General features: G+C 65.7%; 16 protein-coding genes. 8 read left to right on the top strand and 8 right to left on the bottom strand.

Annotated elements, in window-relative coordinates:
• Positions 1-425: 425 nt before the first annotated feature.
• Positions 426-1,643: a GAF domain-containing sensor histidine kinase gene (locus tag JWQ90_RS22655; RefSeq protein WP_299697268.1), complete on the top strand. Its 1,218-nt coding sequence runs from the start codon at positions 426-428 to the stop codon at positions 1,641-1,643.
• Positions 1,644-1,733: 90 nt separating this feature from the next.
• On the opposite strand, the gene JWQ90_RS22650 is transcribed toward JWQ90_RS22655, so the two are convergent.
• Both JWQ90_RS22650 and JWQ90_RS22645 read right to left on the bottom strand, forming a co-directional pair.
• Positions 1,734-2,111 carry a hypothetical protein gene (locus JWQ90_RS22650; RefSeq protein WP_299697267.1) on the bottom strand — a complete coding sequence of 126 codons (378 nt, stop codon included), beginning with the start codon at positions 2,109-2,111 and terminating at the stop codon, positions 1,734-1,736.
• Complete coding sequence (locus tag JWQ90_RS22645; protein WP_299697266.1) at positions 2,111-2,533, bottom strand: hypothetical protein; 423 nt, start codon at positions 2,531-2,533, stop codon at positions 2,111-2,113. The genes JWQ90_RS22650 and JWQ90_RS22645 overlap by 1 nt, the downstream gene beginning before the upstream one ends.
• Before the next feature lie 141 nt (positions 2,534-2,674).
• On the opposite strand from JWQ90_RS22645, the gene JWQ90_RS22640 reads away from it, so the two are divergent.
• Together JWQ90_RS22640 and JWQ90_RS22635 are read left to right on the top strand one after the other, a co-directional pair.
• Positions 2,675-3,148 (top strand): BLUF domain-containing protein, encoded by a 474-nt coding sequence (locus tag JWQ90_RS22640; RefSeq protein WP_299697265.1) that lies wholly within the window; start codon positions 2,675-2,677, stop codon positions 3,146-3,148.
• Complete coding sequence (locus JWQ90_RS22635; RefSeq protein WP_299697264.1) at positions 3,141-3,959, top strand: EAL domain-containing protein; 819 nt, start codon at positions 3,141-3,143, stop codon at positions 3,957-3,959. Before JWQ90_RS22640 ends, JWQ90_RS22635 begins: the two co-directional genes overlap by 8 nt.
• Positions 3,960-4,071: 112 nt before the next feature.
• Here JWQ90_RS22635 and JWQ90_RS22630 read toward each other — a convergent pair whose 3' ends face one another.
• The 3 genes from JWQ90_RS22630 to JWQ90_RS22620 all read right to left on the bottom strand — a co-directional run bounded on the left by JWQ90_RS22630 (position 4,072) and on the right by JWQ90_RS22620 (position 7,925).
• On the bottom strand, positions 4,072-4,845 hold the full coding sequence (locus JWQ90_RS22630) for an SDR family oxidoreductase (protein ID WP_299697263.1): 774 nt from the start codon (positions 4,843-4,845) through the stop codon (positions 4,072-4,074).
• A 129-nt stretch (positions 4,846-4,974) separates the two neighbouring features.
• On the bottom strand, positions 4,975-6,714 hold the full coding sequence (locus JWQ90_RS22625) for an FAD-dependent oxidoreductase (protein WP_299697262.1): 1,740 nt from the start codon (positions 6,712-6,714) through the stop codon (positions 4,975-4,977).
• A gap of 11 nt (positions 6,715-6,725) precedes the next feature.
• Positions 6,726-7,925 (bottom strand): flavin-dependent monooxygenase, encoded by a 1,200-nt coding sequence (locus JWQ90_RS22620; protein ID WP_299697261.1) that lies wholly within the window; start codon positions 7,923-7,925, stop codon positions 6,726-6,728.
• 412 nt (positions 7,926-8,337) lie between these two features.
• On the opposite strand from JWQ90_RS22620, the gene JWQ90_RS22615 reads away from it, so the two are divergent.
• The 3 genes from JWQ90_RS22615 to JWQ90_RS22605 all read left to right on the top strand — a co-directional run bounded on the left by JWQ90_RS22615 (position 8,338) and on the right by JWQ90_RS22605 (position 17,252).
• Entirely contained in the window at positions 8,338-13,737 is a 5,400-nt protein-coding gene (locus JWQ90_RS22615) for a HAMP domain-containing protein (RefSeq protein ID WP_366919576.1), read from the top strand.
• 7 nt (positions 13,738-13,744) lie between these two features.
• A complete protein-coding gene (locus JWQ90_RS22610) occupies positions 13,745-15,868 on the top strand; it encodes a response regulator (RefSeq protein WP_299697259.1) in 2,124 nt (707 codons plus the stop codon).
• 289 nt (positions 15,869-16,157) lie between these two features.
• Entirely contained in the window at positions 16,158-17,252 is a 1,095-nt protein-coding gene (locus tag JWQ90_RS22605; RefSeq protein ID WP_299697258.1) for a Rieske 2Fe-2S domain-containing protein, read from the top strand.
• Positions 17,253-17,324: 72 nt separating this feature from the next.
• Here the strand turns inward: JWQ90_RS22605 and JWQ90_RS22600 are convergent, their stop codons facing one another.
• Positions 17,325-17,702, bottom strand: a complete 378-nt coding sequence (locus JWQ90_RS22600; protein WP_299697257.1) for a steroid Delta-isomerase — start codon at positions 17,700-17,702, stop codon at positions 17,325-17,327.
• A gap of 240 nt (positions 17,703-17,942) precedes the next feature.
• Here JWQ90_RS22600 and JWQ90_RS22595 point away from each other — a divergent pair, with 240 nt between their 5' ends.
• Positions 17,943-19,154, top strand: a complete 1,212-nt coding sequence (locus JWQ90_RS22595) for a helix-turn-helix transcriptional regulator (RefSeq protein ID WP_299697256.1) — start codon at positions 17,943-17,945, stop codon at positions 19,152-19,154.
• 225 nt (positions 19,155-19,379) lie between these two features.
• Here JWQ90_RS22595 and gorA read toward each other — a convergent pair whose 3' ends face one another.
• Entirely contained in the window at positions 19,380-20,741 is a 1,362-nt protein-coding gene (gene gorA / locus JWQ90_RS22590; protein ID WP_299697255.1) for a glutathione-disulfide reductase, read from the bottom strand.
• 139 nt (positions 20,742-20,880) lie between these two features.
• Positions 20,881-21,369 (bottom strand): nuclear transport factor 2 family protein, encoded by a 489-nt coding sequence (locus tag JWQ90_RS22585; protein ID WP_299697254.1) that lies wholly within the window; start codon positions 21,367-21,369, stop codon positions 20,881-20,883.
• Positions 21,370-21,594: 225 nt separating this feature from the next.
• On the opposite strand from JWQ90_RS22585, the gene JWQ90_RS22580 reads away from it, so the two are divergent.
• Positions 21,595-22,311: a response regulator transcription factor gene (locus tag JWQ90_RS22580; RefSeq protein ID WP_299697253.1), complete on the top strand. Its 717-nt coding sequence runs from the start codon at positions 21,595-21,597 to the stop codon at positions 22,309-22,311.
• The last annotated feature ends 25 nt before the right edge of the window (positions 22,312-22,336 follow it).

The following is a 22,336-nucleotide window of genomic DNA, read 5'->3' as shown; positions in this document are numbered from 1 at the left end:
GCTGGGCGCCGGCTCCGCGGCAGCGCTGACCGGCGCTGGTTCCACGGCTGGGGCGGATGCGGCGGGTGCCGCCGGCTCGGCGGGCGGCGCCGGGCTGGGCGAGCAGGCAGCGGACAGCAGCAGCAGGGACAACGGCAGGACCAGGCGCAGCTTCATGGACAGGGCTCGTGGTGGATCGGGATCAGGAAGACCGCGGGCATTCCGCGGAGTGCCCGCTAGCGTAGCGCCGGCCATGCGGCGGCGCAGCCCTGCGCTTTGGCAAACGACTCGGCCAGTTCGCTATGTACGCCAGAGTACAGACGCAAATCCAGCGCCTGATTACCGTGTAGACAGCTCCCGCTCAGCTTCTGCCGGCTTTGCCAAGCATCGTTCCCGCCGCCGGGCGGTAGACCGAACATCGCGCGACCTTGCGTCACGAGGCCCCTATGTCCCAGCAGCGCATCACCTCGGACGCCGGCTATGCGCCTGGCACCGCGCCGCGGCCGGCAAACGAGTCGCAGCGCCTGGACGCGCTGCATTCGTACGCGATCCTGGACACCGCGGCCGAAGCGACCTTCGACGACATCGTCAAAATTGCCGCACAGATCTGCGGCACCTCGATGGCGCTGGTCAGCCTGGTCGACACCGAGCGCCAGTGGTTCAAGGCGAGGGTCGGGATCGGCGCCCGTGAAACGCCCGTAGAACAGGCGATCTGCGCGCACGCGATCCTGCAGCCGGACGTGTTCGTCGTCGTCGACACACATCTGGACTCGCGCTTTGCCGCCAACCCGATGGTGACCGGCGAGCCGAAGCTGCGTTTCTACGCCGGCGCGCCGCTGCGCACTTCCGACGGCTACCCGCTCGGTACGGTCTGCGTGCTCGACCGCGAGCCACGGCAATTGAACGCCAGTCAGCTGGAAGCCCTGCAGGTGCTGGCACGGCAGACGATGGCGCTGCTGGAGCTGCGGCGCTCGCTGAGCACGGCCGAGGCGATGCAGAAACATTTGCGCAGCCTGATGGCGATCGCCGGCCACGATCTGCGGCAGCTGCTGCAGTCGATCACGATGAGCCTGGAAATCGCGCGGCTTAAATCCGGCGACCCGCTGGTGGTCAGGCAGGCCACGGCCGGCATCGCCGCCGTGCTCAAGCTCGGCCAGGATCTGGACGACCTGGCGATGGCCTCCAGCGCGGTCGCAACCGTGGTCGCGCCGAAGCGGACCGAAGTGCCGGTCGCAGAGTTGTTCGCGGCGCTGGAGCAGTCCTGGCGGCCGCAGGCCGATCGCAAGGGCCTGCGCCTGCGCTTCGCCGCCAGCAGAGGCCGGATCGTCAGCAATCCGCGGCTGCTGAAAAGCATACTCGGCAACCTGGTCGGCAACGCGATCAAGTACACCAGCAGCGGCGGCGTGCTGGTGGGCTGCCGCCATCTGAAGAACGACCTGCGGATCACCGTCGTCGACACCGGCATGGGCATCGCGCCCGAGCGCCAGATCGAGATGTTCGACGCCTTCCACAAGGCCGATCTGAACAGCGACGGCCTCGGACTCGGCCTGGCTATCGTGCGCAGTGCGGTCGATCTGCTGGGCCACGATCTGCAGCTGCGATCGATCCCCGGCAAGGGCACCATCGTCAGCGTCACCGTGCCGCTGGCGGCCAGCGCCGGTTGACTAATAGGTCGGCAATCCCTTGCCGACGTGTACGCCGACATGTGGAGCCGATACGCAACCGAGGCCTCGCGTCGGCAAGGGATTGCCGACCTACGGCGAACGCATCAGGTGGAGCTTGCCGCCGAGCCAGCACTGCGGGATTGCCAGCACCATCAGCGCGATCGGATACCAGTGTGGGCCCAGGCCCTTGTTCCAGGTCACCAGCAGGCCGACCAGGCCCAGCAGCGTACCGACCACGCCGAGGATCAGCGCATGCTTCATCGGATTCTGCGGTGCGAGCTTCGCGGTCAGCATGGCACCGCCGACGCTGATGACAATGCGATACGCAGTCGCGATCGCCGCCTGCGCGTCGTTCAACTTAGGCCCCTCGAACACGCCCAGCAGATGACACAGCACGTCGACCAGGGTCGTAACCACGACAATGACCAACACGCCGGCAACCACCGCCCAGACCGATTTTCCCTTCATCACGGTGCCCCTCTAAGTTCCTTGCGGATAACCAGCTTCAGGCCGGACCAGATTTCGCTGACCGCGCAGACCTTGATGTCGACAAAACCCAGAGGCAGCGCCAGTTCACGAATCGTGTCCTCGCTGATGTCGGTCGCGATTTTCGACGCTTTTTTTGGCCAGGAGACCCAGACGGCCGCATCGCTTCTGATCGACTTGCGCAGGCTTTCGAGCTGCGCTTTCAGCGCCGGTTTGCGAGTCTCGAACAGGTGGACGATGTCGGTCTGCGACGAAACAAGCGGCTCGAACACGACACCCGCCGGCAAGGGCGCAAGCCAGCGCGCGTATTCGTCCGGCGCTTGCAGCGCAACGACACGCCGGTTCTCGCCGAAGCCGAGCTTCTTGGCGAGCGGGGTTCCCGAATAGCCAGCCTGAGAGCTCATGCGCAAATGCTAGCGGCGTTTTCACGATCTGGCGAACGGGACCAAGCGCGCTGGCGAACGGCGTTCAGCTGCGCTCGCATCGGCCGATAATCCGGACAGCCTGCCTGCCGACTCTTTCCGGCCGGGGCACCCGGTGAACGCATGAACGATTTGATCCATTGCATCTATGCCAGCGCGGCTACCGCGAAATACGATAAGGCGGCGATGCAGGTGCTGATGGCCTCCGCGCGGCGACGCAACAGCGAGCAGGACGTCTCCGGCATGCTGCTGTACACCGGCGACAGCTTTTTTCAGGTTCTGGAAGGATCCGAGTCCTCGGTTGCATCCATGTACGAGCGCATCCTGCTCGATCCGCGCCACACGCATATCACCAAAGTGATACAGGAGCCGATATTCCAGCGCTCCTTCGCGTCCTGGACCATGGGCCTGGCGATGCTCAGCCGCTCGGAAGTCCGTGCGATCTCCGGCGTGAACGATTTCTTTCAGGGCAGCAGCTGCCTGGTCGGCCTCGACAACGGCCGCGCCAAGAAACTGCTGAGTGCATTCAGCGAGGGACGCTGGCGCAGCAAGGTGTCCGACAGGGCCGAGGCCGGCGCCGACAGCCGTTATGCATGACGATGCCGGCGCACCCGGTTTCGAATCGCGCGTTCCGGCCGACCTCAGCGTCGCTTTTCAGCCGATCATCGACACCGTCGACAGGACGGTGTTCTCGTATGAGGCCTTGCTGCGCGGTTCCCGCGGAGAACCGGCGGGTTCGCTGCTGGCGCGCGTCGGCGCAGCCGACATGCATCGCTTCGACCAGATCTGCCGCGACCGCGCGATACGCATGGCCGTGCAGCTGGGAATGGACACCCACATCAATCTCAATCTGCTGCCCAACGGTGTTTTCGGCAGCGGGCAGTGGATAAAACAGAGCCTGGACGCCGCGCGCAGCAGCGGCTTTCCGCTCCACCGCATCATTCTCGAAGTCACCGAAGGCGAGGCGATCGAGGACCACGGCGGCTTCGCGCGGCTGATCAATGCCTACCGGCGGCAGGGCATCAAACTCGCAATCGACGACTTCGGCGCCGGCTACGCCGGACTGAACCTGCTGGCCGACTTCCAGCCCGACCTGGTCAAGATCGACATGAGCCTGGTGCGCGGTATACAGAGCAACGGACCACGACAGGCCATCGTCCGCGGAATCTGGCAGGTGTGCACCGACCTCGGCATCGACGTGATCGCCGAAGGGGTCGAAACCCGCGAGGAATACCAATGGTTTGCGCAGCTCGGCGTTCGGCTGTTCCAGGGTTATCTTTTTGCGAAGCCCGGATTCGAATGCCTGCCGCCGGTGCTCTTTCCGGCGACTAGTACCGTGGCACCGAGGTTTCGCAACAAAGGCGCGAAGGGATGGTGCCGCGAGACAAGGCGCGAGGAGGAGTCATAGCCGTAGCTATGGCGACGACGAGCAACGCAGTATCGTGGCATCAGACCGAGCGGATTTGTTGCGAAACCTCGGTGCCACGGTACTAGGGTGCTCGCCCGCTAGCGCGGGCGGATCAGCCCAGAAAGGCCTGGCCGCCATCGACGGCGATGCTCTGGCCGTTGATGTAGCGGCAGTCGTCGGAAACCAGGGTCGCGACGAAGCGGCCGATGTCGGCCTCGCATTCGCCGACGCGCTGCATCGGCACCGTGGAAATGAAGGCCGCCGCTTCCTGCGGGCGCGCGCGGGTCCAGCCCGCCATCGCCGGTGAATCGCCCAGCGGCAGGATCGCATTGGTGCGGATGCCGTCGGCGGCCCATTCGCAAGCCGCGGCGCGGGTCAGCTGGCGCGTTGCCTCTTTCACCGCCGCATAGCCGCCGTAACCGGACACATCCCAGCGCATCGCGGCCACCGTGCACAGGTTAACGATGTTGCCGGCGCCGCCATTACGAGCCGCGTACTTCAAATGCGGATGGCATAGCTTCATCAGCCGCAGCGTCGCCAGCGGGCCGGATTCCCAGCCGGCGGCGAGCGCTGCTTCGCTCAGCGACAGCAGCGGCGCGAGCGGCACTTCCTGCGCGTTGTTGACCAGGATATCGATGCCGCCAAGTTGGGCGACGACGCTTTCCACGGCCTGCGCCAGCGCATCGGCCTGCTTGATGTCGCACTCGACCGCGACGGCCTTGCCGCCGCGGCGCCGGATCTCAGTGACCGTGGCTTCGAGCTTGGACATCGTGCGGCCGACCACCGCGATCGTCGCGCCCTCGCCCGCCAGGGCGTAGGCGATGCCCTGGCCGACACCCTGGCCGGAACCGGTGACGAAGGCGATCTTGCTGGCAAGTCTGGGCATGCGTGAACCTCAGCGGAGCTTGGAGGTGGGTTGGGCGTAGGTTGGGGTGAGCAAAGCGAACCCCAACGATCACCGCCCGATCAGGAGCGGCGCCGCGACGATGTTGGGGTTCGCGATGCTCACCCCAACCTACGCCGTTGCGGCGACGCTCACGGACGCCTTCGCCATATGCATCGCGCCGAGATAGCCAAAGGTCATCGCCGGCCCCAGCGTCGCGCCTGCGCCCGGATATTTCGGGCCCATCACCGCCGCGGTGGTATTGCCGGTGGCGTAGAGACCTTCGATCACGCTGCCGTCTTCGCGCAGCACGCGGGCGTTCACATCGGTGACCAGGCCGCCCTTGGTGCCGATGTCGCCGGCGTCGAGTTTCACCGCGTAGAACGGCGCTTTCACGATAGGCCCCAGGCAGGTGTTGGGCTTGACGCTCGGATCGCTGTAGTAACGGTCGATCGGCGTGCTGCCCTTGCCGAACTGGGTGTCGACACCGGTGGATGCATACCGGTTCATCGCCGCGACGGTCTTTGCCAACTCGGCGGGATCCACGCCGATCTTCTTCGACAACTCGGTCAGCGTATCGGCGCGGTAGTAGACCTGGTCGAGCCAGTCCTTGGGCAGCCTGGAATCGGGCTCGATCTGGCCGGGCAGGAAAATACCCATCGGGTACTTGTAGCGGAACGTCGCGTCGAACACGAGCCAGCACGGCGCGGCCTGGTTGCCGCGCGCCTGGTCGGCATACATCGCATCGAGAAAATCCGGATACGCGGCGGCTTCGTTGACGAAGCGGCGGCCCTGCTGGTTGATCGCCACGCAGCCCGGCATGCCGCGCTCGACGAACAAGGTGATCTGCTGCGGCGTGCCCGGCTTGCGCACGGTCGGCGAACCCCACACCAGGTTCATGTGCCGGAGCGCCGCGCCCAGCGACTGGCCGGCACGGATACCGTCACCATGATTGATCGGCGGCGCCGCGCTCCACGCGGTGCTGGTCGGATGCGGCAGGTACTGCTCGCGCATCGCCTGGTTGGATTCGAAGCCGCCGCAGGCCAGCATCACGCCGCGTCGCGCCTTGTAGCGCAGTTTGCGGCCCTGCCGATTGACGACGATGCCGACGACGCGATCGCCGTCGGGCGACGGCTGCTGGATCAGCGACTCCATGCCGGTTTCCAGCTGCAGCGGCACCTGGTTCTTCTTCATCGCCAGGCGCAGGCGCGCGACCAGGGCCTGGCCCAAGGTCAGCCGGCGATCGCGCGGCGTCTTGCGGCGCCAGCGGAAATCCGTCCAGTACTTGGTGAACATTTTCAGCATCAGCCAGACCCAACCCGGCCCGCGCGAGAACAGCGTATGCGCCTCGACCTGGTTCATCGAGATGCGGCCCATCAGCATCGTGCCCGGATAGGCGGCACGCATGCGCTCGTAGTCGTCGCCGAGCCGGGCCGCGTCGATTTCGAAGGGCTCCATCGAACGCCATCCGTCCTTGCCGCCGGGCTGATCGGAGTAGTAGTCCGGATATTTCACAACGCTGTGATACGGCAGATCGAAATGCACGCCGATGTACTGGACCATCTGCGGCGCATGCTGCAGGTAGGCCTCGATCTTTTCGATCGGCGTGGCGTCGCCGATCAGATGCTTCAGATAGGTCAGCGCTTCTTCAAACGAATCGCTGCCGCCATTGGGCGCGATGTCGTGATTGTTCGGAATCCAGATGCCGCCACCGGACACCGCGCTGGTGCCGCCGAACAGGACATCCTTCTCGATGACGAGGGCGGACAGGCCTTGCTGCTTCGCGCACAGCGCCGCCGTCATTCCGCCGGCACCGGAGCCGACCACGATGACGTCGTATTCCGCGTCCCACTGGGGTTCGTTGATGCCCATATTTGCGGCGCTCAGAGGAAGTAGTCGTTGTTGTCGCGGCCCAGCAGCAGGCTGCCGTAGTTGCGCTCGAACTGGTCGGGGTTGTTGGCGTAGTGGCCGCGCGCGGCGAAGATGTCGAACACGTAACGATGCAGCGCGAAGTCGGTGAAGATGCCGCGGCCGCCGCAGACCGAGAACAGCTGGTAGGCATGCTTGGCGCTGCGCTCGACCACCTGTGCGGCCTGGGCGCGGAAATGCGAACGCTGCTGGATGTCGTCCAGCGGCTGTTTGGCGCGGATCTTGTCCATCAGCACCGTGAAGTTGCGGTTCAGCACCAGCTTCATCTCGTCGATCGCCATCGCGGTTTCGGCGGCCGCGATCTGCGCCGGGCCCTGCTCCGAAGTCTTGTTGCCCATGTCGCCGACACGGACCTTGGCGAACTCCAGGAAGGTATCGAGCGCGCCCTGCAGTCCACCGATCGCGGCACTCGAAACCGCACGCACGAAAATCTGCCCGAACGGCAGCTTGTACAGGTCGGACGTGAAGGTGTCGCGGCCCGGATTGGTGCCGGCAAAACCGTCGCTGGCCTTGTGCGTGCGGTACTCGGGCACGAACACGTCCTCGACGACGATGTCCTTGGAGCCGGTGCCCTTGAGGCCCATCGTGTGCCAGGTGTCGATGACCTTGAAGTCGGACTTCGGCAGCAGGAAGGTGCGGTATTCCGGCGGCTGATTCGGCGTGAATATCAGGCCGCCGAGGAACACCCAGTCGCAGTGATCGATGCCGCTGGAGAAACCCCAGCGGCCGCTGAAGCGGAAGCCGCCTTCGACGGGCGTGACCTGGCCCTTGGGCATGTAGGTCGACGCGATCAGCACCGATTCGTCCTGGCCCCAGACCTCGGCCGCGGCGCGCGGATCGAACAGCGCGATCTGCCAGTTGTGCACGCCGACGACGCCGTAGACCCAGGCCGTCGACATGCAGCCTTCGGCGAGCGTCATGCAGACGTCGTAGAACACCTGCGGGTCCATCTCGTAGCCGCCGTAGGCTTTCGGCTTGAGCAGGTTGAAGAAACCCGCGGCTTTCATCTCGGCGATGGTCTCGGCCGGCAGCTGGCGCGCTTCGGCTGTCTTGGCGGCGCGTTCCTTCAGCACCGGCACCAGATCGCGGGCGCGCTGCACTATTGCCTGTGGACTGATCGGCGTGGTGCTGACTTTGGCTTGAGCGGTCTGCACGAGGTTCTCCGGGGAACGAGGAAGGCGCGCCGGGCATCGCCGGCTGCGACTTTTTCGCAGATGAACCGCGGCTAAGCTTCATCCGAAATGACTAGCCCGCTCCAAAAGCGGAGCCGGGGCAGGCCGGGCGGCGACAAAAAACGCCCAGCGGCCCCCAAGCGACGATCATGCAAAATGCGTTAAATATTAACGGGATTTAATCCCGACCCTGCATTTTGCGAGAGTGGATTTTTAGCGGTTTTTTAAGGCTATATTTCACTTAAATCGAGGGTACGGCCGTCCGTGCACCGCGGTAGGGAGATGGACCATGACGACGATGGAAACGGAACCGCGGCTGCGTAAAGCAGCCCGCGCAAACGGCGCTGCCCACAAGGCGCCCGCAGTTCAGGCCCAAGCGCCCGACAGTCGCGAAATGCGCGATCTGCTGAAAGCGATGCAGGCGGTCAGCGAAGGCGACTTCTCCGTGCGCCTGCCCGGCGACGGCGACGGCCTCAACGGCAAGCTTGCCGACGCCTTCAACGAGATCGTGCTGATGAACCGCACGCTCGCCGGCGAGCTCGCCCGCGTCGGCCACGTCGTCGGCCGCGAAGGCAAGACCCGCGAGCGCGTGCTGCCGGCGGCGCGGCGCGGCGCCTGGCTGGAGATGGAGCATTCGGTCAACAACCTGATCGACGACCTGCTGTGGCCGACCGACCGGGTGACGCGCGCAATCGCCGCCGTCGCCAAGGGCGACCTGACCCAGACCATCGGCCTGGAGGTGGAAGGCCGGCCGCTGCAGGGCGAGTTCCTGCGCTCGGCGACGATCGTCAACAAGATGATCGAGCAGATGTCGACCTTCAGCTCCGAAGTCACCCGCGTCGCGCTGGAAGTCGGCACCGGCGGCAAGCTCGGCGGCCAGGCCCAGGTCAAGGGCGTCAGCGGCGTGTGGAAGGATCTGACCGACTCGGTCAACCAGATGGCGAGCAACCTGACCGCGCAGGTGCGCAATATTTCGGAAGTGACGATTGCGGTCGCCAACGGCGATCTGTCGCGCAAGATCACGGTCGACGTGCGCGGCGAGATCCTGCAGCTGAAGGAGGCGATCAATACCATGGTCGACCAGCTGCGCGGCTTTGCCTCCGAGGTCACGCGCGTGGCGCGCGAAGTCGGCACCGAAGGCAAGCTCGGCGGCCAGGCGATCGTGCCCGGCGTCGCCGGCACCTGGAAGGATTTGACCGACTCGGTCAACGCGATGGCGACCAACCTGACCGTGCAGGTGCGCAACATCGCCGAGGTCACCACCGCGGTCGCGCGCGGCGACTTGTCGCGCAAGATTTCGGTCGACGTCAAGGGCGAAATCCTCGAGCTGAAAAACACCATCAACACGATGGTCGACCAGCTCAACGGCTTCGCCGCCGAAGTCACCCGCGTCGCGCTCGAGGTCGGCACCGCCGGCAAACTCGGTGGCCAGGCGCAGATCAAGGGCGTGTCCGGCGTCTGGAAGGATTTGACCGACAACGTCAATTCGATGGCCAGCAACCTGACCGCGCAGGTGCGCAACATCGCCGAAGTGGCCACCGCCGTGGCCAACGGCGACCTGTCGAAGAAAATCACCGTCGACGTGCGCGGCGAAATTCTGCAGCTGAAGGAGACGCTGAACACGATGGTGGAACAGCTGCGCTCGTTCGCGTCCGAAGTCACGCGCGTGGCGCGCGAAGTTGGTACCGAAGGCAAGCTCGGCGGCCAGGCCTACGTGCCCGGCGTCGGCGGCACCTGGCGAGATCTGACCGACAACGTCAATTCGATGGCCTCGAATTTGACCGCGCAGGTGCGCAACATCGCCGAAGTGACCACCGCGGTCGCCAAGGGCGATCTGTCGAAGAAGATCGCGGTCGATGTGCAGGGCGAGATCCTGGAGCTGAAAAACACCATCAACACGATGGTCGATCAGCTCAATGGCTTCGCCGCGGAAGTCACGCGCGTCGCGCGCGAAGTCGGCACCGAAGGCAAGCTCGGCGGCCAGGCCACCGTGCCCGGCGTCGCCGGCACCTGGAAGGATCTGACCGACAACGTCAATACGCTGGCTTCGAACCTGACTTCGCAGGTGCGCAACATCGCCGACGTGACCACCTCGGTGGCGCGCGGCGATCTGTCGCGCAAGATCGAAGTCGACGTCAAGGGCGAAATCCTCGAGCTGAAAAACACCATCAACACGATGGTCGATCAGCTCAACTCGTTCGCCGCCGAAGTCACCCGCGTGGCGCGCGAAGTCGGCACCGAAGGCAAGCTCGGCGGACAGGCCGCAGTGCCCGGCGTCGCCGGAACCTGGAAGGATCTGACCGACAACGTCAACTTCATGGCCAGCAACCTGACCAACCAGGTGCGCAACATCGCCGAAGTCGCGACCGCCGTGGCGCGCGGCGACCTGTCGAAGAAGATCGCGGTCGACGTCAAGGGCGAAATCCTCGAGCTGAAGAACACGCTGAATACGATGGTCGACCAGCTCAACGGCTTCGCTGCCGAAGTCACCCGCGTCGCTCGCGAAGTCGGCACCGAAGGCAAGCTCGGCGGCCAGGCCGTGGTGCCCGGCGTCGCCGGCACCTGGAAGGATCTGACCGACAACGTCAACGTGATGGCGGCGAACCTGACCAACCAGGTGCGCGGCATCGTCAAGGTGGTCACCGCGGTCGCCAACGGCGACTTGAACCAGAAGCTCACCGTCGAAGCCAAGGGCGAAGTCGCGGCGCTCGCCGACACCATCAACTCGATGACCGCGACCTTGGCGATCTTCGCCGACCAGGTGATTTCGGTGGCGCGCGAAGTCGGCGTCGAAGGCCGCCTCGGCGGCCAGGCGAATGTTCCGGGAACAGCAGGAACGTGGAAGGATCTGACCGCCAACGTCAACCTGCTGGCCGCCAACCTGACCAACCAGGTACGCGCGATCGCCGATGTCGCCACCGCGGTGACCAAGGGCGACCTGACGCGCTCGATCACCGTGGAAGCCTCCGGCGAAGTCGCGTCGCTGAAGGACAACATCAACGCGATGATCCGCAATCTGCGCCAGACCACCGAGCGCAACACCGAACAGGACTGGCTGAAAACCAACCTGGCGCGCTTCTCCGGCATGATGCAGGGCCAGCGCAACCTGATCACCGTCGGCGAGATGCTGCTGTCGGAGCTGGCGCCGCTGGTCGGCGCGCAACAGGCCGTGGTCTACATGATGCACAACGAAAATGGCCAGAGCCGGCTGCGGCAGCTGGCCGGCTATGCCGACACGCGCGCCGACGAGCCGCGCGAATTCGGCATCGGCGAAGGCCTGGTCGGCCAGTGCGCCGCGCAGCGCGAACGCATTCTGCTCGACCAGATTCCTCAGGAAGAACGCATCATCATTTCCTCCGGCCTGGTGACGGTGCCGCCGCGCTCGGTGATCGTGCTGCCGGTGCTGTTCGAGCAGCAGGTGAAAGCCGTCATCGAGCTGGCCTCTCTGGGGCGCTTCACCGAATCGCATATCGCGTTCCTGGAGCAGCTGACCGGCTCGATCGGCATCGTGCTGAACACGATCCAGGCGACGATGCGCACCGAGGGCCTGCTCGAACAGAGCCAGCAGCTCGCCGGCGAGCTGCAGACCCAGCAGAAGGAACTGCAGCAGACCAACGACGAACTGGCGCTGAAAGCCAAGCTGCTGGCCGAGCAGAACGAGGAGGTCGAACGCAAGAACCAGGAGATCGAGGCCGCGCGCCGCGCGCTCGAAGAAAAGGCCGCAGAGCTGGCGCTGACATCACGCTACAAGTCCGAGTTCCTGGCCAACATGAGCCACGAGCTGCGCACGCCGCTGAACTCGATCCTGATTCTCGGCCAGCAGCTCGCCGACAACCCCGACGCCAACCTGTCGGGCAAGCAGGTCGAGTTCGCCAAGACCATCCACGGCGCCGGCACCGACCTGCTGAACCTGATCTCGGACATCCTCGACCTGTCCAAGATCGAATCGGGCACGGTCACGGTGGAAGCCGAGACGCTGCCGTTCCAGGCGCTGCGCGAGACCGTCGAGCGCAACTTCCAGCACGAGGCCGAGCGCCGCAAGCTGATGTTCGCGGCCGAGTTCGACCCGCGCCTGGGCTCGTCGATGACCACCGATCCGAAGCGCCTGCTGCAGGTGCTGAAGAACCTGCTGTCGAACGCATTCAAGTTCACCGAGCACGGCGGCATCCGGCTCAACGTCGGCGTCGCGCTCGGCGGCTGGTCGCCGGACCATCCGATCCTGTCGAAAGTGCCGACGGTGGCCGCGTTCTCGGTCAGCGATACCGGCATCGGCATCCCGATCGAGAAGCAGCGCATCATCTTCGAGGCGTTCCAGCAGGCCGATGCCGGCACCGCGCGCAAGTACGGCGGCACCGGCCTGGGCCTGGCGATCTCGCGCGAACTGGCGAACCTGCTTGGCGGCGAAATCCGCCTGCATTCGGTGCCCGGCGCGGGCTCCACGTTCACGCTCTACCTGCCGGTGAACTACGTCGGGCCGGTGCGCGGAACGCCGTTCAAGCAGTCCGAACAGCAGCCCGCGATCAGCCGGAACCAGCCCGCCGCGATGATCATTCCGCAGATCGATGCCGTCGACGACGACCGCGACCAAATCCAGGCCCGCGACCAGCCCGGCGAGCCCGGCGAGCCGGTGCTGCTGATCGTCGAGGACGATCCGCACTACGCCAAGGTGCTGCGCGACATGGCGCGCGATCACGGCTTCAAGTGCCTGGTCGCGATGCGCGGCGCCGAGGCCTTCGTGCTGGCGAAGAAGTACCAGCCGACCGCGATCTCGCTGGACATCATGCTGCCCGACATGCTCGGCTGGACGGTGCTGGCGCGGCTCAAACAGGATGCCGCGACGCGGCATATCCCGGTGCAGATCTGCACCATCGAGGAGGAGCGCCAGCACGGCCTGGAGCGCGGCGCGTTCTCGTTCGTCAACAAGCCGCTGACCACCGAGACGCTGGAGCACTCGCTGGACCGGATCAAGGCCTTCGCCGCGCCGCAGGTGCGCAAGCTGCTGGTGGTCGAGGACAACGACGCCGAGCGCATCAGCATCGTCGAGCTGATCCAGCACGACGACGTGATGATCAGCACCGCGTCCACCGGCGCGCAGGCGCTGAATTGCATGCGCAGCACGCGCTTCGACTGCGTGGTGCTGGATCTGAAGCTGCCCGACATCTCCGGCTTCGAGCTGCTGGCGAAGATCCAGGCCGAGCCGGAGCTGGCCGAGATCCCGATCGTGGTATTCACCGGCAAGGATCTGAGCAGCGAGGAAGACGCGCAGCTGCGCAGCGTCGCCAAGAGCATCGTACTGAAGGGCGTGCAGTCGCCGGAACGGCTGCTCGACGAGACCGCGCTGTTCCTGCATCGCGTGGTCGCCGATCTGCCGGCGGCCAAGCAGAAAATGCTGGCCAGCCTGCACGACACCAACGAGCCGCTGATCGGCAAGAAGGCGCTGGTCGTCGACGACGACGTGCGCAATATCTTTGCGCTGTCCTCGCTGCTGGAGCGCCACGGCATGCAGGTGATCACCGCTACCGGCGGGCGCGAGGCGATCGAGCTGATCGATCGCGAACCCGACGTCGCACTGGCGCTGATGGACATCATGATGCCGGAGATGGACGGCTACGAAACCATCCGCGAAATCCGCCGGCATCCGCAGTTCCGGCGCCTGCCGATTATCGCGCTGACCGCCAAGGCGATGAAGGGCGACCGCGAAAAATGCCTGGAGGCCGGCGCTTCGGACTACATCGCCAAGCCGGTCAACACCGAGCAGCTGATGTCGCTGCTGCGGCTGTGGCTGCATCGTTGAGCCGCGCATGGGCAACGCGACCTGCAACTCGACCTATACCACTACCCAAGGTGCGCCGATGAGCGACGACAAGCCGCGCATCCTGCTGGTCGACGATCAGCCGGCGCGCCTGCTCAGCTACGAGGCGATCCTCGGCGACCTGCCGCTGACACTGGTGCGCGCCAACTCCGGCGAGGAAGCGCTGCACCGGCTGATGGCCGGCGAATTCGCGGTGATCCTGCTCGACGTCAACATGCCGGGCATGGACGGCTTCGAGACCGCCAGCCTGATCCACCAGCATCCGCGCTTCGAGAAGACGCCGATCATTTTCGTCACCGGCGTCCACGTCACCGACCTCGACCAGCTGCGCGGCTACAAGCTCGGCGCTTTCGACTACGTGTACATTCCGGTGGTACCGGAGATCCTGCGCAGCAAGATCACCGTGCTGGTGGAACTCTACAACCATCGCCGCGAACTGCAGCATCTGAACCAGAGCCTGGCGAACGCCAATCTCAACCTGGAGCAGGCCTACACGCTGCTGCGCAACGAGAAGACCCGCGAGCTGCAGGCGCTCAACGCGACGCTGGAGCAGGCCAACACCACGCTGGAGCACACCAACCGCACGCTGCAGGCCGAGAGCCACGAGCGCGGCCTCGCCGAAGAGCGCATGCGCTTTCTGGCGGACACCATTCCGTCGATCGTGTGGACCTGCGCGCCCGATGGCGCCGTGACCTACGCCAACCGCAACTGGCACGACTACTACGGCATCGCCGCGCCCGGCGTCACGCCGGCCTATCTGACGCGCATGGCGCTGCACGCCGACGAAGCGGAAGTGGTGTTCCGCTACGTGTCGGATTCGCTCGCCGCCGGCAGGGCTTTCGAGTTCGAGGCGCGCCATCTGGGCAGCGACGGCAGCTACTCCTGGTTCATCACGCGCGCGGTGCCATGGCGCGATGCGCGCGGCGAGGTGGCGTCGTGGTTCGGCATCACCACCAACATCAACGAACAGAAACAGATGATGGAGCGGCTGCGCGATTCCGACCGCCGCAAGGACGAGTTCCTGGCGATCCTCGGCCACGAGCTGCGCAATCCACTGGCGCCGATCCGCAACGCGGTCGAGGTGATGCGCCTGATCGGCCTGCCCAGCGGCCCGCTGCAGACGATGCGCGACATGATCGATCGCCAGGTCAACCAGCTGACGCGGCTGGTCGACGATCTGCTCGACGTCTCGCGCATCACCCGCGGCAAGATCGAGCTGCTGCACGAGGAGCTGACGCTGGCCGAGGTGCTGGAGCGGGCGATCGAAGTCTGCCGCCCGCAGCTGGAGGCGCGCGAGCTGACGCTGCAGCTGACGCTGCCGCAGGCGCCGCTGCCGATTCAGGGCGACGTCACCCGGCTGGCCCAGGTCTTCGGCAATCTGCTGAACAACGCCGCCAAGTACAGCCCCGTCCAGAGACCGGTTGAGATCGAGGCCGCCGCCGTCGACGGCGACGCGCTGGTGATCGTCCGCGACCGCGGCGTCGGCATCCCGCCCGAGATGCTCGAGCGGATTTTCCAGCCCTTCACCCAGGTCGAAGCGACCCGCGGCTACGCACAGGGCGGCCTGGGCATCGGCCTGGCGCTGGTGCGCCAGCTGCTGGAGCTGCACGGCGGCCGCGTCGAGGCCCACAGCGAAGGCCTGGGACTCGGCAGCGAGTTCCGCGTGCGGCTGCCGCTGAGCCTGCCGCAGCCGGGCACTGCGCCCGTAGTGGAGCCGGAGGCGCAGACCGCGGCCTGCGGCCTGCGCCGCGTGCTGATCGCCGACGACAATGCCGACGCGGCGGCGTCGCTGGCGCTGATGCTGCGGCTGCAGGGCCACGAGGTGCAGATCGCCGGCGACGGCGTCGAGGCGCTGGAACTCGCCGGGCGCCAGCATCCCGACGTGGTGCTGCTCGATCTGGGCATGCCGCGCATGGACGGCTACGAGACCGCGAGCCGCCTGCGCGCCGCGCCCTGGGGCCGCGAGCTGCTGCTGGTCGCGCTGACCGGCTGGAGCCAGGGCGAAACCAGCCAGCGCCCGCTGGCCGACTTCGATGCGCACCGGGTCAAGCCGATCGCGCCCGAGGATCTCGCCGCGCTGCTGGCGCTGCGGCCGGAAATCGCGGCGGCCTGAACCGCAAGCAGCGTGTAGGTTGGGGTGAGCGCAGCGAACCCCAACATGAAGTCCGTGCCGATGTTGGGGTTCGCTGCGCTCACCCCAACCTACTCAGCTGCGGCCGGAAATCGTGCCGGCCTGAGCTGCGCGAGCCTCGCGCCGCCCGAGGTTTCATCCAACAGGACGAGGTCGCCATCCAGAGCGCGGCGAATACTGGCCGCACGGATCGCGCACCGTGATCGCTGGAATGATTCCTGGGCACGGGCAACGGCGCGATCGGCAAACTTCTGACCCGGACTTAGAACTCATGGCAACGAGCAAGGAATACAGCCTCGGCGAATACGACTTCCCGCGTGGCTGGTTCATGATCGCGGAAAGCGGCAAGGTCGGCTCGGACAAGCCGCTGGCGCTGCGCTATTTCGGCCGCGAATTCGCGCTGTATCGCGGCAAGGACTCCGGCAAACTGGTGCTGCTCGATGCGTTCTGCCCGCATATGGGCACGCATCTGGCGCGCAACAGCACCTCTTACGTCGCGCAGGACGGCGCCATCGAAGGCGACTCGATCCGCTGCCCCTACCACGCCTGGCGCTTCGGCGCCGACGGCAAGTGCAACCATATTCCGTATTCGGACGGCCCAATTCCGCCGGCGGCGAGAGTGCGCTCCTGGCCGGTGAAAGAGAGCATGGGCGCGGTCTTCGTCTGGCACGACCCGGAAGGCGGCGAGCCCGAATGGGCCGCGCCTTACCTGAGCGAATGGGATGAGCCGAACTGGGTGCAGTGGACGCATATCGACGACCTCGGCACGATCGCGACGCATCCGCAGGAGATCGTCGACAACATCACCGACGCCGCGCATTTCGGCCCGGTGCACGGCTCGCGCACGCGCTTTTTCGAAAACGAGTTCAAGGGCCACCTGGCGATCCAGCGCATGGCCGGCGGCCATCGCACGCTCGCCGCCGAAGGCGGGCCGCTGCTGGTCACCGAGGCGATCTACAACGGCCCGAGCATCCTGATCACGCGCATGAGCGGCCTGTACGAAAGCTACATCTTCATCGCGCATACACCGGTGGAGAACGGCAGCTCGCATGTCTGGCATTCGCTGCTGGTGAAGACCGCCAAGGGTGGCGCGGCGACCGACGAGGACAGGGCCGGAGCGAAGATGTTCTCGGACATGGCGCTGGCCGCATTCGCGCAGGATTTCGAGGTGTGGAAGCACAAGACACCCTGCTTCAACGGCCTGTTCGTGCAGGGCGATGGCGCGTTCCGCAAGCAGCGCCTCTGGTACCGGCAGTTCTACAATCCGCGCGCGCAGAAACAGGAGTTTTTGAAGCAGGTCGAGGGCATCCACGTGCCGCGCGGCATGCAGGCGTTTCCGAAGGATCAGAAGGATCTGGCGGCGTAGGTCGGCAATCCTTTGCCGACGTGCCTGTTCGATACGCAATCGGAGGCCTCGCGTCGGCAAAGGATTGCCGACCTACGACATCTCCATGTCGCTCCGCCCCCAGAACGCGCGCATCGACGTGAACTGGCCGGCCTGGTTGAACGTGAACGTATCGATCACGCGAATTACCGCCGGCCCCTGCGGCAGGTTCAGTTCCACGTCGAAGGCCATCGCCGCCGCATTGCCATGCGAGGCACGGATCGGCGCGGCGAGCTTCAGGCGCGCACCGGTTTCAACCGACTTGCGATAGAACGCCGCAATCGCATCGCGCCCGCCGATCAGCGGCGTACCGACTGGATCTTCGACCGTCGCGTCATCCGAAAAAAGGCTTGAAATCGCCTGCGGATTCGACGTATTGAAGTGGTCGACATACGCCTGCAGCGCCCGCTTCATGCCGGCCTCGTCACTCATGCCCGCCTCGCTTGGAAGAGATCAGCTGCGACTATGCCCAGTGCCCTGGTGAGTCCGGCTCACCCTTTTGGACGAGACACCTCGTCCGTCTGCGGGGCTACCTTCAGCGTCCGTCGCTGCAACGGCTGCGCCTGGCGACGGAGCCAGTTTTCCTACCCCACCTGAGGGTCGGATCGGTTCAAATAGGTGCAGAGCGCCACCAGGCGACACCCGGCATTTTCAACGGAGGAGACCCGTAATATGCCAATGACCGCTGTATCGATTGCAGATGCCCGCAATGTTTCGCGTACGCCCGCTGCGTTCGCCAACGCGAACCCCGCCCCGGCCAATCCTGAGATCGACCAGCTCGATCGCCTGATCGGCTCCATCTACGACGGCCCGATGGAATCGCCGCCGTGGCAGACTGCGATGCAGTTGCTGCGTGAGCGCCTCAAGGCCGGCCATGTCACCCTGATGCTGCGGCCGCCGTCTACCGACAGCGCCGGCATCATGCTCAACACCGGCAGCACCACGGTGCAGAACGTGCAGGCCTATGAGACCCATTTCTTCTCGATGGATCCGTTCATCCGCCTGCCGGAAGGTGAAGTGGTCACCGCCGAGGAACTGATCGGCAAGCAGTGGCTGCAGTCCGCGGTGTATCTGGATTTCCTCAAGCCGCTGAACATCCGTCACGTGCTCGGAGCGGACATCAACACCCGCGACGGCATCGAGTGCCGGCTGCGCGTGACCCGCCTGCATGAATCCACGCCGTTCTCGGCCGAGGACAAGGCGCTGTGCCGGCTGCTGCTGCCGCATCTGAAGCGCTCGATCCAACTGCATGCGCGGCTCGATTTTCTGGAATGCGAACGGGCGATGTTTGCCGGTGCAGTCAACCGCATGCAGCTCGGCACGATCAGCATCGATCAGAACGGCAACATCATCGAGAGCAACCAGGAAGCACGCCGCATACTCGGCGAGAAGGACGGCATCTGGCTGTCCGGCAACACGCTATGCGTCGAGAGCGCGCAGGAAAGCCGCCAGCTGCAGCAGATGATCCGACACTGCGTGACCGACGCCGGCGCCGCCGATGGTCCGGGTGTGGTCGAGGCGCTGTCGGTGTCGCGCCCTTCGGGCCGCGCCAAACTCGGCATCCTGGTGCGCGCGATTCCGATGGGCCCGTTCTCCGAGAGCAAGCAGCGCCCGGCCGCGGCGCTGTTCATCCGCGACCCGGAAGCCAGTGCGGTGCAGCCTTCGCAGGAGCTGGTGCGCCGGCTGTTCGGACTGACCCGCATGGAAGCCTCGCTCGCACTGCTGCTGACCGAAGGCCTGACCCTCGACGAAGCCGCCGAGAAGATGAATGTGCGCCGCAATACCGCGCGCACCCATCTGCGCTCGATCTTTTGCAAGACCGGAGTAACCCGGCAGACCATGCTGGTCCGTTTGTTGCTCAACAGCGTATTGAGCTTGGGGTGATGCAGAAGTAGCAGAGGTACGGGGGGACGCAGTGAAAAGGCGGGCTTCGGCCCGCCTTTTTTTGTTGGGCGCCGTTTTTGACTCGGGAAACCATAACCGCTCTCCGTTCCTCCCGAGTAGCCGGAGCTTTATCCGGCGTATCGAGGGACGCATCGAAGGTTTGCGGAGTCCCTCGATACGCCGCTACGCGGCTACTCGGGAGGAACGGAGTCTGGTTGTGAATTCCTACACCGCCACCCGCGCCGTGCGCATCGTCACGAACTCTTCGGCCGTGGTCGGATGAACACCGATGGTGTCGTCGAACACCTGCTTGGTCGCGCCGGCCTTCAGCGCCACCGCCAGGCCCTGGATGATTTCGCCGGCGTCGGGGCCGACCATGTGCGCGCCGAGCACGCGGTCGCTGTCGGCGTCGACGACCAGTTTCAGGAACGTGTTTTCGCTGGAATCGGTCAACGTCAGTTTCAGCGGCCTGAAGCGGCTCTCGTAGATGCGGATACGGTGATGCCGTTCGATCGCCTGCTCCTCGCTCAAGCCGACCGTGCCGATATTCGGCAGGCTGAACACCGCGGTTGGAATCAGGCTGTAATCGAGCGGCCGAACCGTATCGGGACGGAACAGCAGCCGCGCCACCGCGGTGCCTTCGGCGAGCGCGACCGGTGTCAGCTGGACGCGGCCGATCACGTCGCCGACCGCGAAGATCGAGGGCTCGGCGGTCCGGCAATGCTCATCGACCGCAATGTAGCCGCGCGTATCCAGCGCGGCCCGGGTATTGGCCAGGCCCAGGTCGTCGACAACCGGACGGCGGCCCTTGGCAAACAGCAGGCAGTCGGTCTGCAGCTTGCTGTGATCGCTCAAGCTCAGCTCAAGGCTGCCGTCATCGAGCCTGACGATCTGCTTGATCGCGCTTTTGAAGCGCAGATCGAGGCCGCGCAGCGACAGCTGCTCGCGCAGATGCGTGCGCAGCCCGCCGTCGAAACCACGCAGGAACAGATCGCCGCGGTACAGCTGCGTGACCGCGGCGCCGAGGCCGTGAAAGATCGACGCGAATTCCACTGCGATGTAGCCGCCGCCGGCGACGACGATGCGCCGCGGCATTTGCGGCAGGTGGAAAGCCTGGTCCGAGGTGATCGCGTATTCGCTGCCCGGGATGTCCGGCACGTAGGGCCTGCCGCCGGTCGCGATCAGAATATGCGCGGCGCGGACGCGCTCGCCGCCGGCCTCGACTGTATGCGCATCGATCAGGCGCGCAGGCTGCCGGATCAGGCGCACAGCGGAATCCGCCAGCAGCCGCGCATACACCTGGTTGAGCCGCGCGATCTCGCGGTTCTTGTTGCGCAGCAGGCTGGGCCAGTCGAACTGTGGCTCGGCGGTGCTCCAGCCGTAATGGCGCGCGTGCTCGAAATCGTCGGCGTAGGACGCGCCGTAGACCAGCATCTTCTTCGGCACGCAGCCCAGATTGACGCAGGTACCGCCCAGATCGCGGCTCTCGGCCAGCGCGACGCGAGCGCCGAAACCCGCCGCGACACGCGCGGCGCGCACACCGCCGGAACCGCCGCCGATCACGAACAGGTCTACGTCATGGGACATCGGCTGTGAATCCGGTGCAAATCTCGCGCTACTTTCGCACGTAACGGGCATGCACTCGTAGGTCGGCAATCCCTTGCCGACGTCAGGCCCCGATTGCGTATCGAGGCTTCATGTCGGCAAGGGATTGCCGACCTACGGGCTAGAGCTGCCGGCCGTGCTTGGCCAGCCAGTGCGCGGTGATGTTCGGCGCCTGCTCGAACGCTGTGACGATCTCGAAGATGCGCTCGTAGGTCGCGCGCTTGATCTTCCAGCGGCCGTCCTGCTTGACGTAGGTATCGCGGTACAGCGCGCTGCCGTCGGTAATGATCTTGTTGCGCAGGTCCAGGAACCAGTCCTTCAAATACCAGACCCCGGTCGCCTCGGTGGCCGACACGAAATCGATCTCGGGATGGTTGACGTGATGCATCGCGATCGCCTCGGCGTGGAAGGCGCCCGACAGCGCGGCGATGATCGCGTCGCGGCCGGCGCTCTCGAAGCGATAGCTGCCGCCGACGTAGCAGACGCTGGAATCCTCGGTCAGCAGGCTGCGCAGCTCGTCGAAGTTGGCCATGTCGATGCAGCGGCAGTAGGCGTATTTGACGCGGCGGATCTGCTCCAGATCCTCGAGTTGGGCAAGCGTCATCGACATCGTGCGGTCTCCGCTGCGGTTGTTTGCGCCGAGCATGTTGCCGGCCCGGCTCGCGGGCATCGTCCGTTCGCAGCAGGGCCCGTCACTGTGTAGTTCTTGTGTAAAGGACCGGTAAATCTTGCGCCGCGGCGCCGGCGCTGCCGGGATACTGGCGGCATGACCGAGACCCCGACTCCATCGGCTAAAGTGGCGCCTACCCGCGAAACCGAGGGAGCGCTTTCCACCGTGCAGCCAGCTACCCGAGTGCTGCTGATCGAGGACGACCGCAAGCTGTCGCGGCTGCTGGCGGAATACCTGCGCTCGCAGGGTTTGACCGCCGAGGCGGTGCACGACGGCCTCGACGGCGCCGCGCGCGCGACCGCCGAGCCCTGGGCGCTGATCGTGCTCGACGTGATGCTGCCGCGGCTCGACGGCTTCGAGGTGCTCAGGCGCATCCGCGCAGTGTCCGATGTGCCAGTGCTGATGCTGACCGCACGCGGCGGCGAAGACGACCGCGTGTTCGGCCTCGAGCACGGCGCCGACGATTACCTGCCCAAAACCGCGTCCTCGCGCGAGCTGCTGGCGCGAATCCGAGCGCTGCTGCGGCGCGCGGCGCTGGTCGCCACCGGCGCCGGCAGCGCATCGGACGAGCGCGAGATCCGGGTCGGCGGGCTGCGCATGGATGCTGCTGCCCGCGCCGCGCAGCTCGACGGCCGCGCACTCGAACTGACGCCGGTGGAGTTCGACCTGCTGCTGGCGCTGGCGCGCAGCCGCGGCCGCGCCTGTTCGCGCGACACGCTGCTGGATCGCCTGCGCGACCGCGAGTTCGACGGCCTGGACCGCTCGATCGACATGCATGTGGCCGCGCTGCGCCGCAAGCTTGGCGACGATCCGAAGCAGCCGCGCTACATCCGCACGGTGCGCACGGTCGGTTACCTGCTGGTGGATCCGGCCGGCGAATGATTCCGACCGGTGAAAGCGGCGGGGG

Source organism: Hydrocarboniphaga sp., assembly GCF_028291725.1.
Lineage (GTDB): Bacteria > Pseudomonadota > Gammaproteobacteria > Nevskiales > Nevskiaceae > Hydrocarboniphaga.
The sequence above is the reverse complement of the archived record's forward strand: the minus strand, read 5'-3'. Positions and strand labels throughout refer to the sequence as shown.

Coding starts and splice junctions, on each gene's coding strand:
- JWQ90_RS22600 (WP_299697257.1), bottom strand. CDS start 17,702: ATGAGTGACGAGGCCGGCATGAAGCGGGCGCTGCAGGCGTATGTCGAC.
- JWQ90_RS22585 (WP_299697254.1), bottom strand. CDS start 21,369: ATGTCGATGACGCTTGCCCAACTCGAGGATCTGGAGCAGATCCGCCGC.
- JWQ90_RS22640 (WP_299697265.1), top strand. CDS start 2,675: ATGAACGATTTGATCCATTGCATCTATGCCAGCGCGGCTACCGCGAAA.
- JWQ90_RS22655 (WP_299697268.1), top strand. CDS start 426: ATGTCCCAGCAGCGCATCACCTCGGACGCCGGCTATGCGCCTGGCACC.
- JWQ90_RS22615 (WP_366919576.1), top strand. CDS start 8,338: ATGCGCGATCTGCTGAAAGCGATGCAGGCGGTCAGCGAAGGCGACTTC.
- JWQ90_RS22645 (WP_299697266.1), bottom strand. CDS start 2,533: ATGAGCTCTCAGGCTGGCTATTCGGGAACCCCGCTCGCCAAGAAGCTC.
- JWQ90_RS22635 (WP_299697264.1), top strand. CDS start 3,141: ATGCATGACGATGCCGGCGCACCCGGTTTCGAATCGCGCGTTCCGGCC.
- JWQ90_RS22625 (WP_299697262.1), bottom strand. CDS start 6,714: ATGGGCATCAACGAACCCCAGTGGGACGCGGAATACGACGTCATCGTG.
- JWQ90_RS22595 (WP_299697256.1), top strand. CDS start 17,943: ATGCCAATGACCGCTGTATCGATTGCAGATGCCCGCAATGTTTCGCGT.
- JWQ90_RS22610 (WP_299697259.1), top strand. CDS start 13,745: ATGGGCAACGCGACCTGCAACTCGACCTATACCACTACCCAAGGTGCG.
- JWQ90_RS22650 (WP_299697267.1), bottom strand. CDS start 2,111: ATGAAGGGAAAATCGGTCTGGGCGGTGGTTGCCGGCGTGTTGGTCATT.
- gorA (WP_299697255.1), bottom strand. CDS start 20,741: ATGTCCCATGACGTAGACCTGTTCGTGATCGGCGGCGGTTCCGGCGGT.
- JWQ90_RS22605 (WP_299697258.1), top strand. CDS start 16,158: ATGGCAACGAGCAAGGAATACAGCCTCGGCGAATACGACTTCCCGCGT.
- JWQ90_RS22630 (WP_299697263.1), bottom strand. CDS start 4,845: ATGCCCAGACTTGCCAGCAAGATCGCCTTCGTCACCGGTTCCGGCCAG.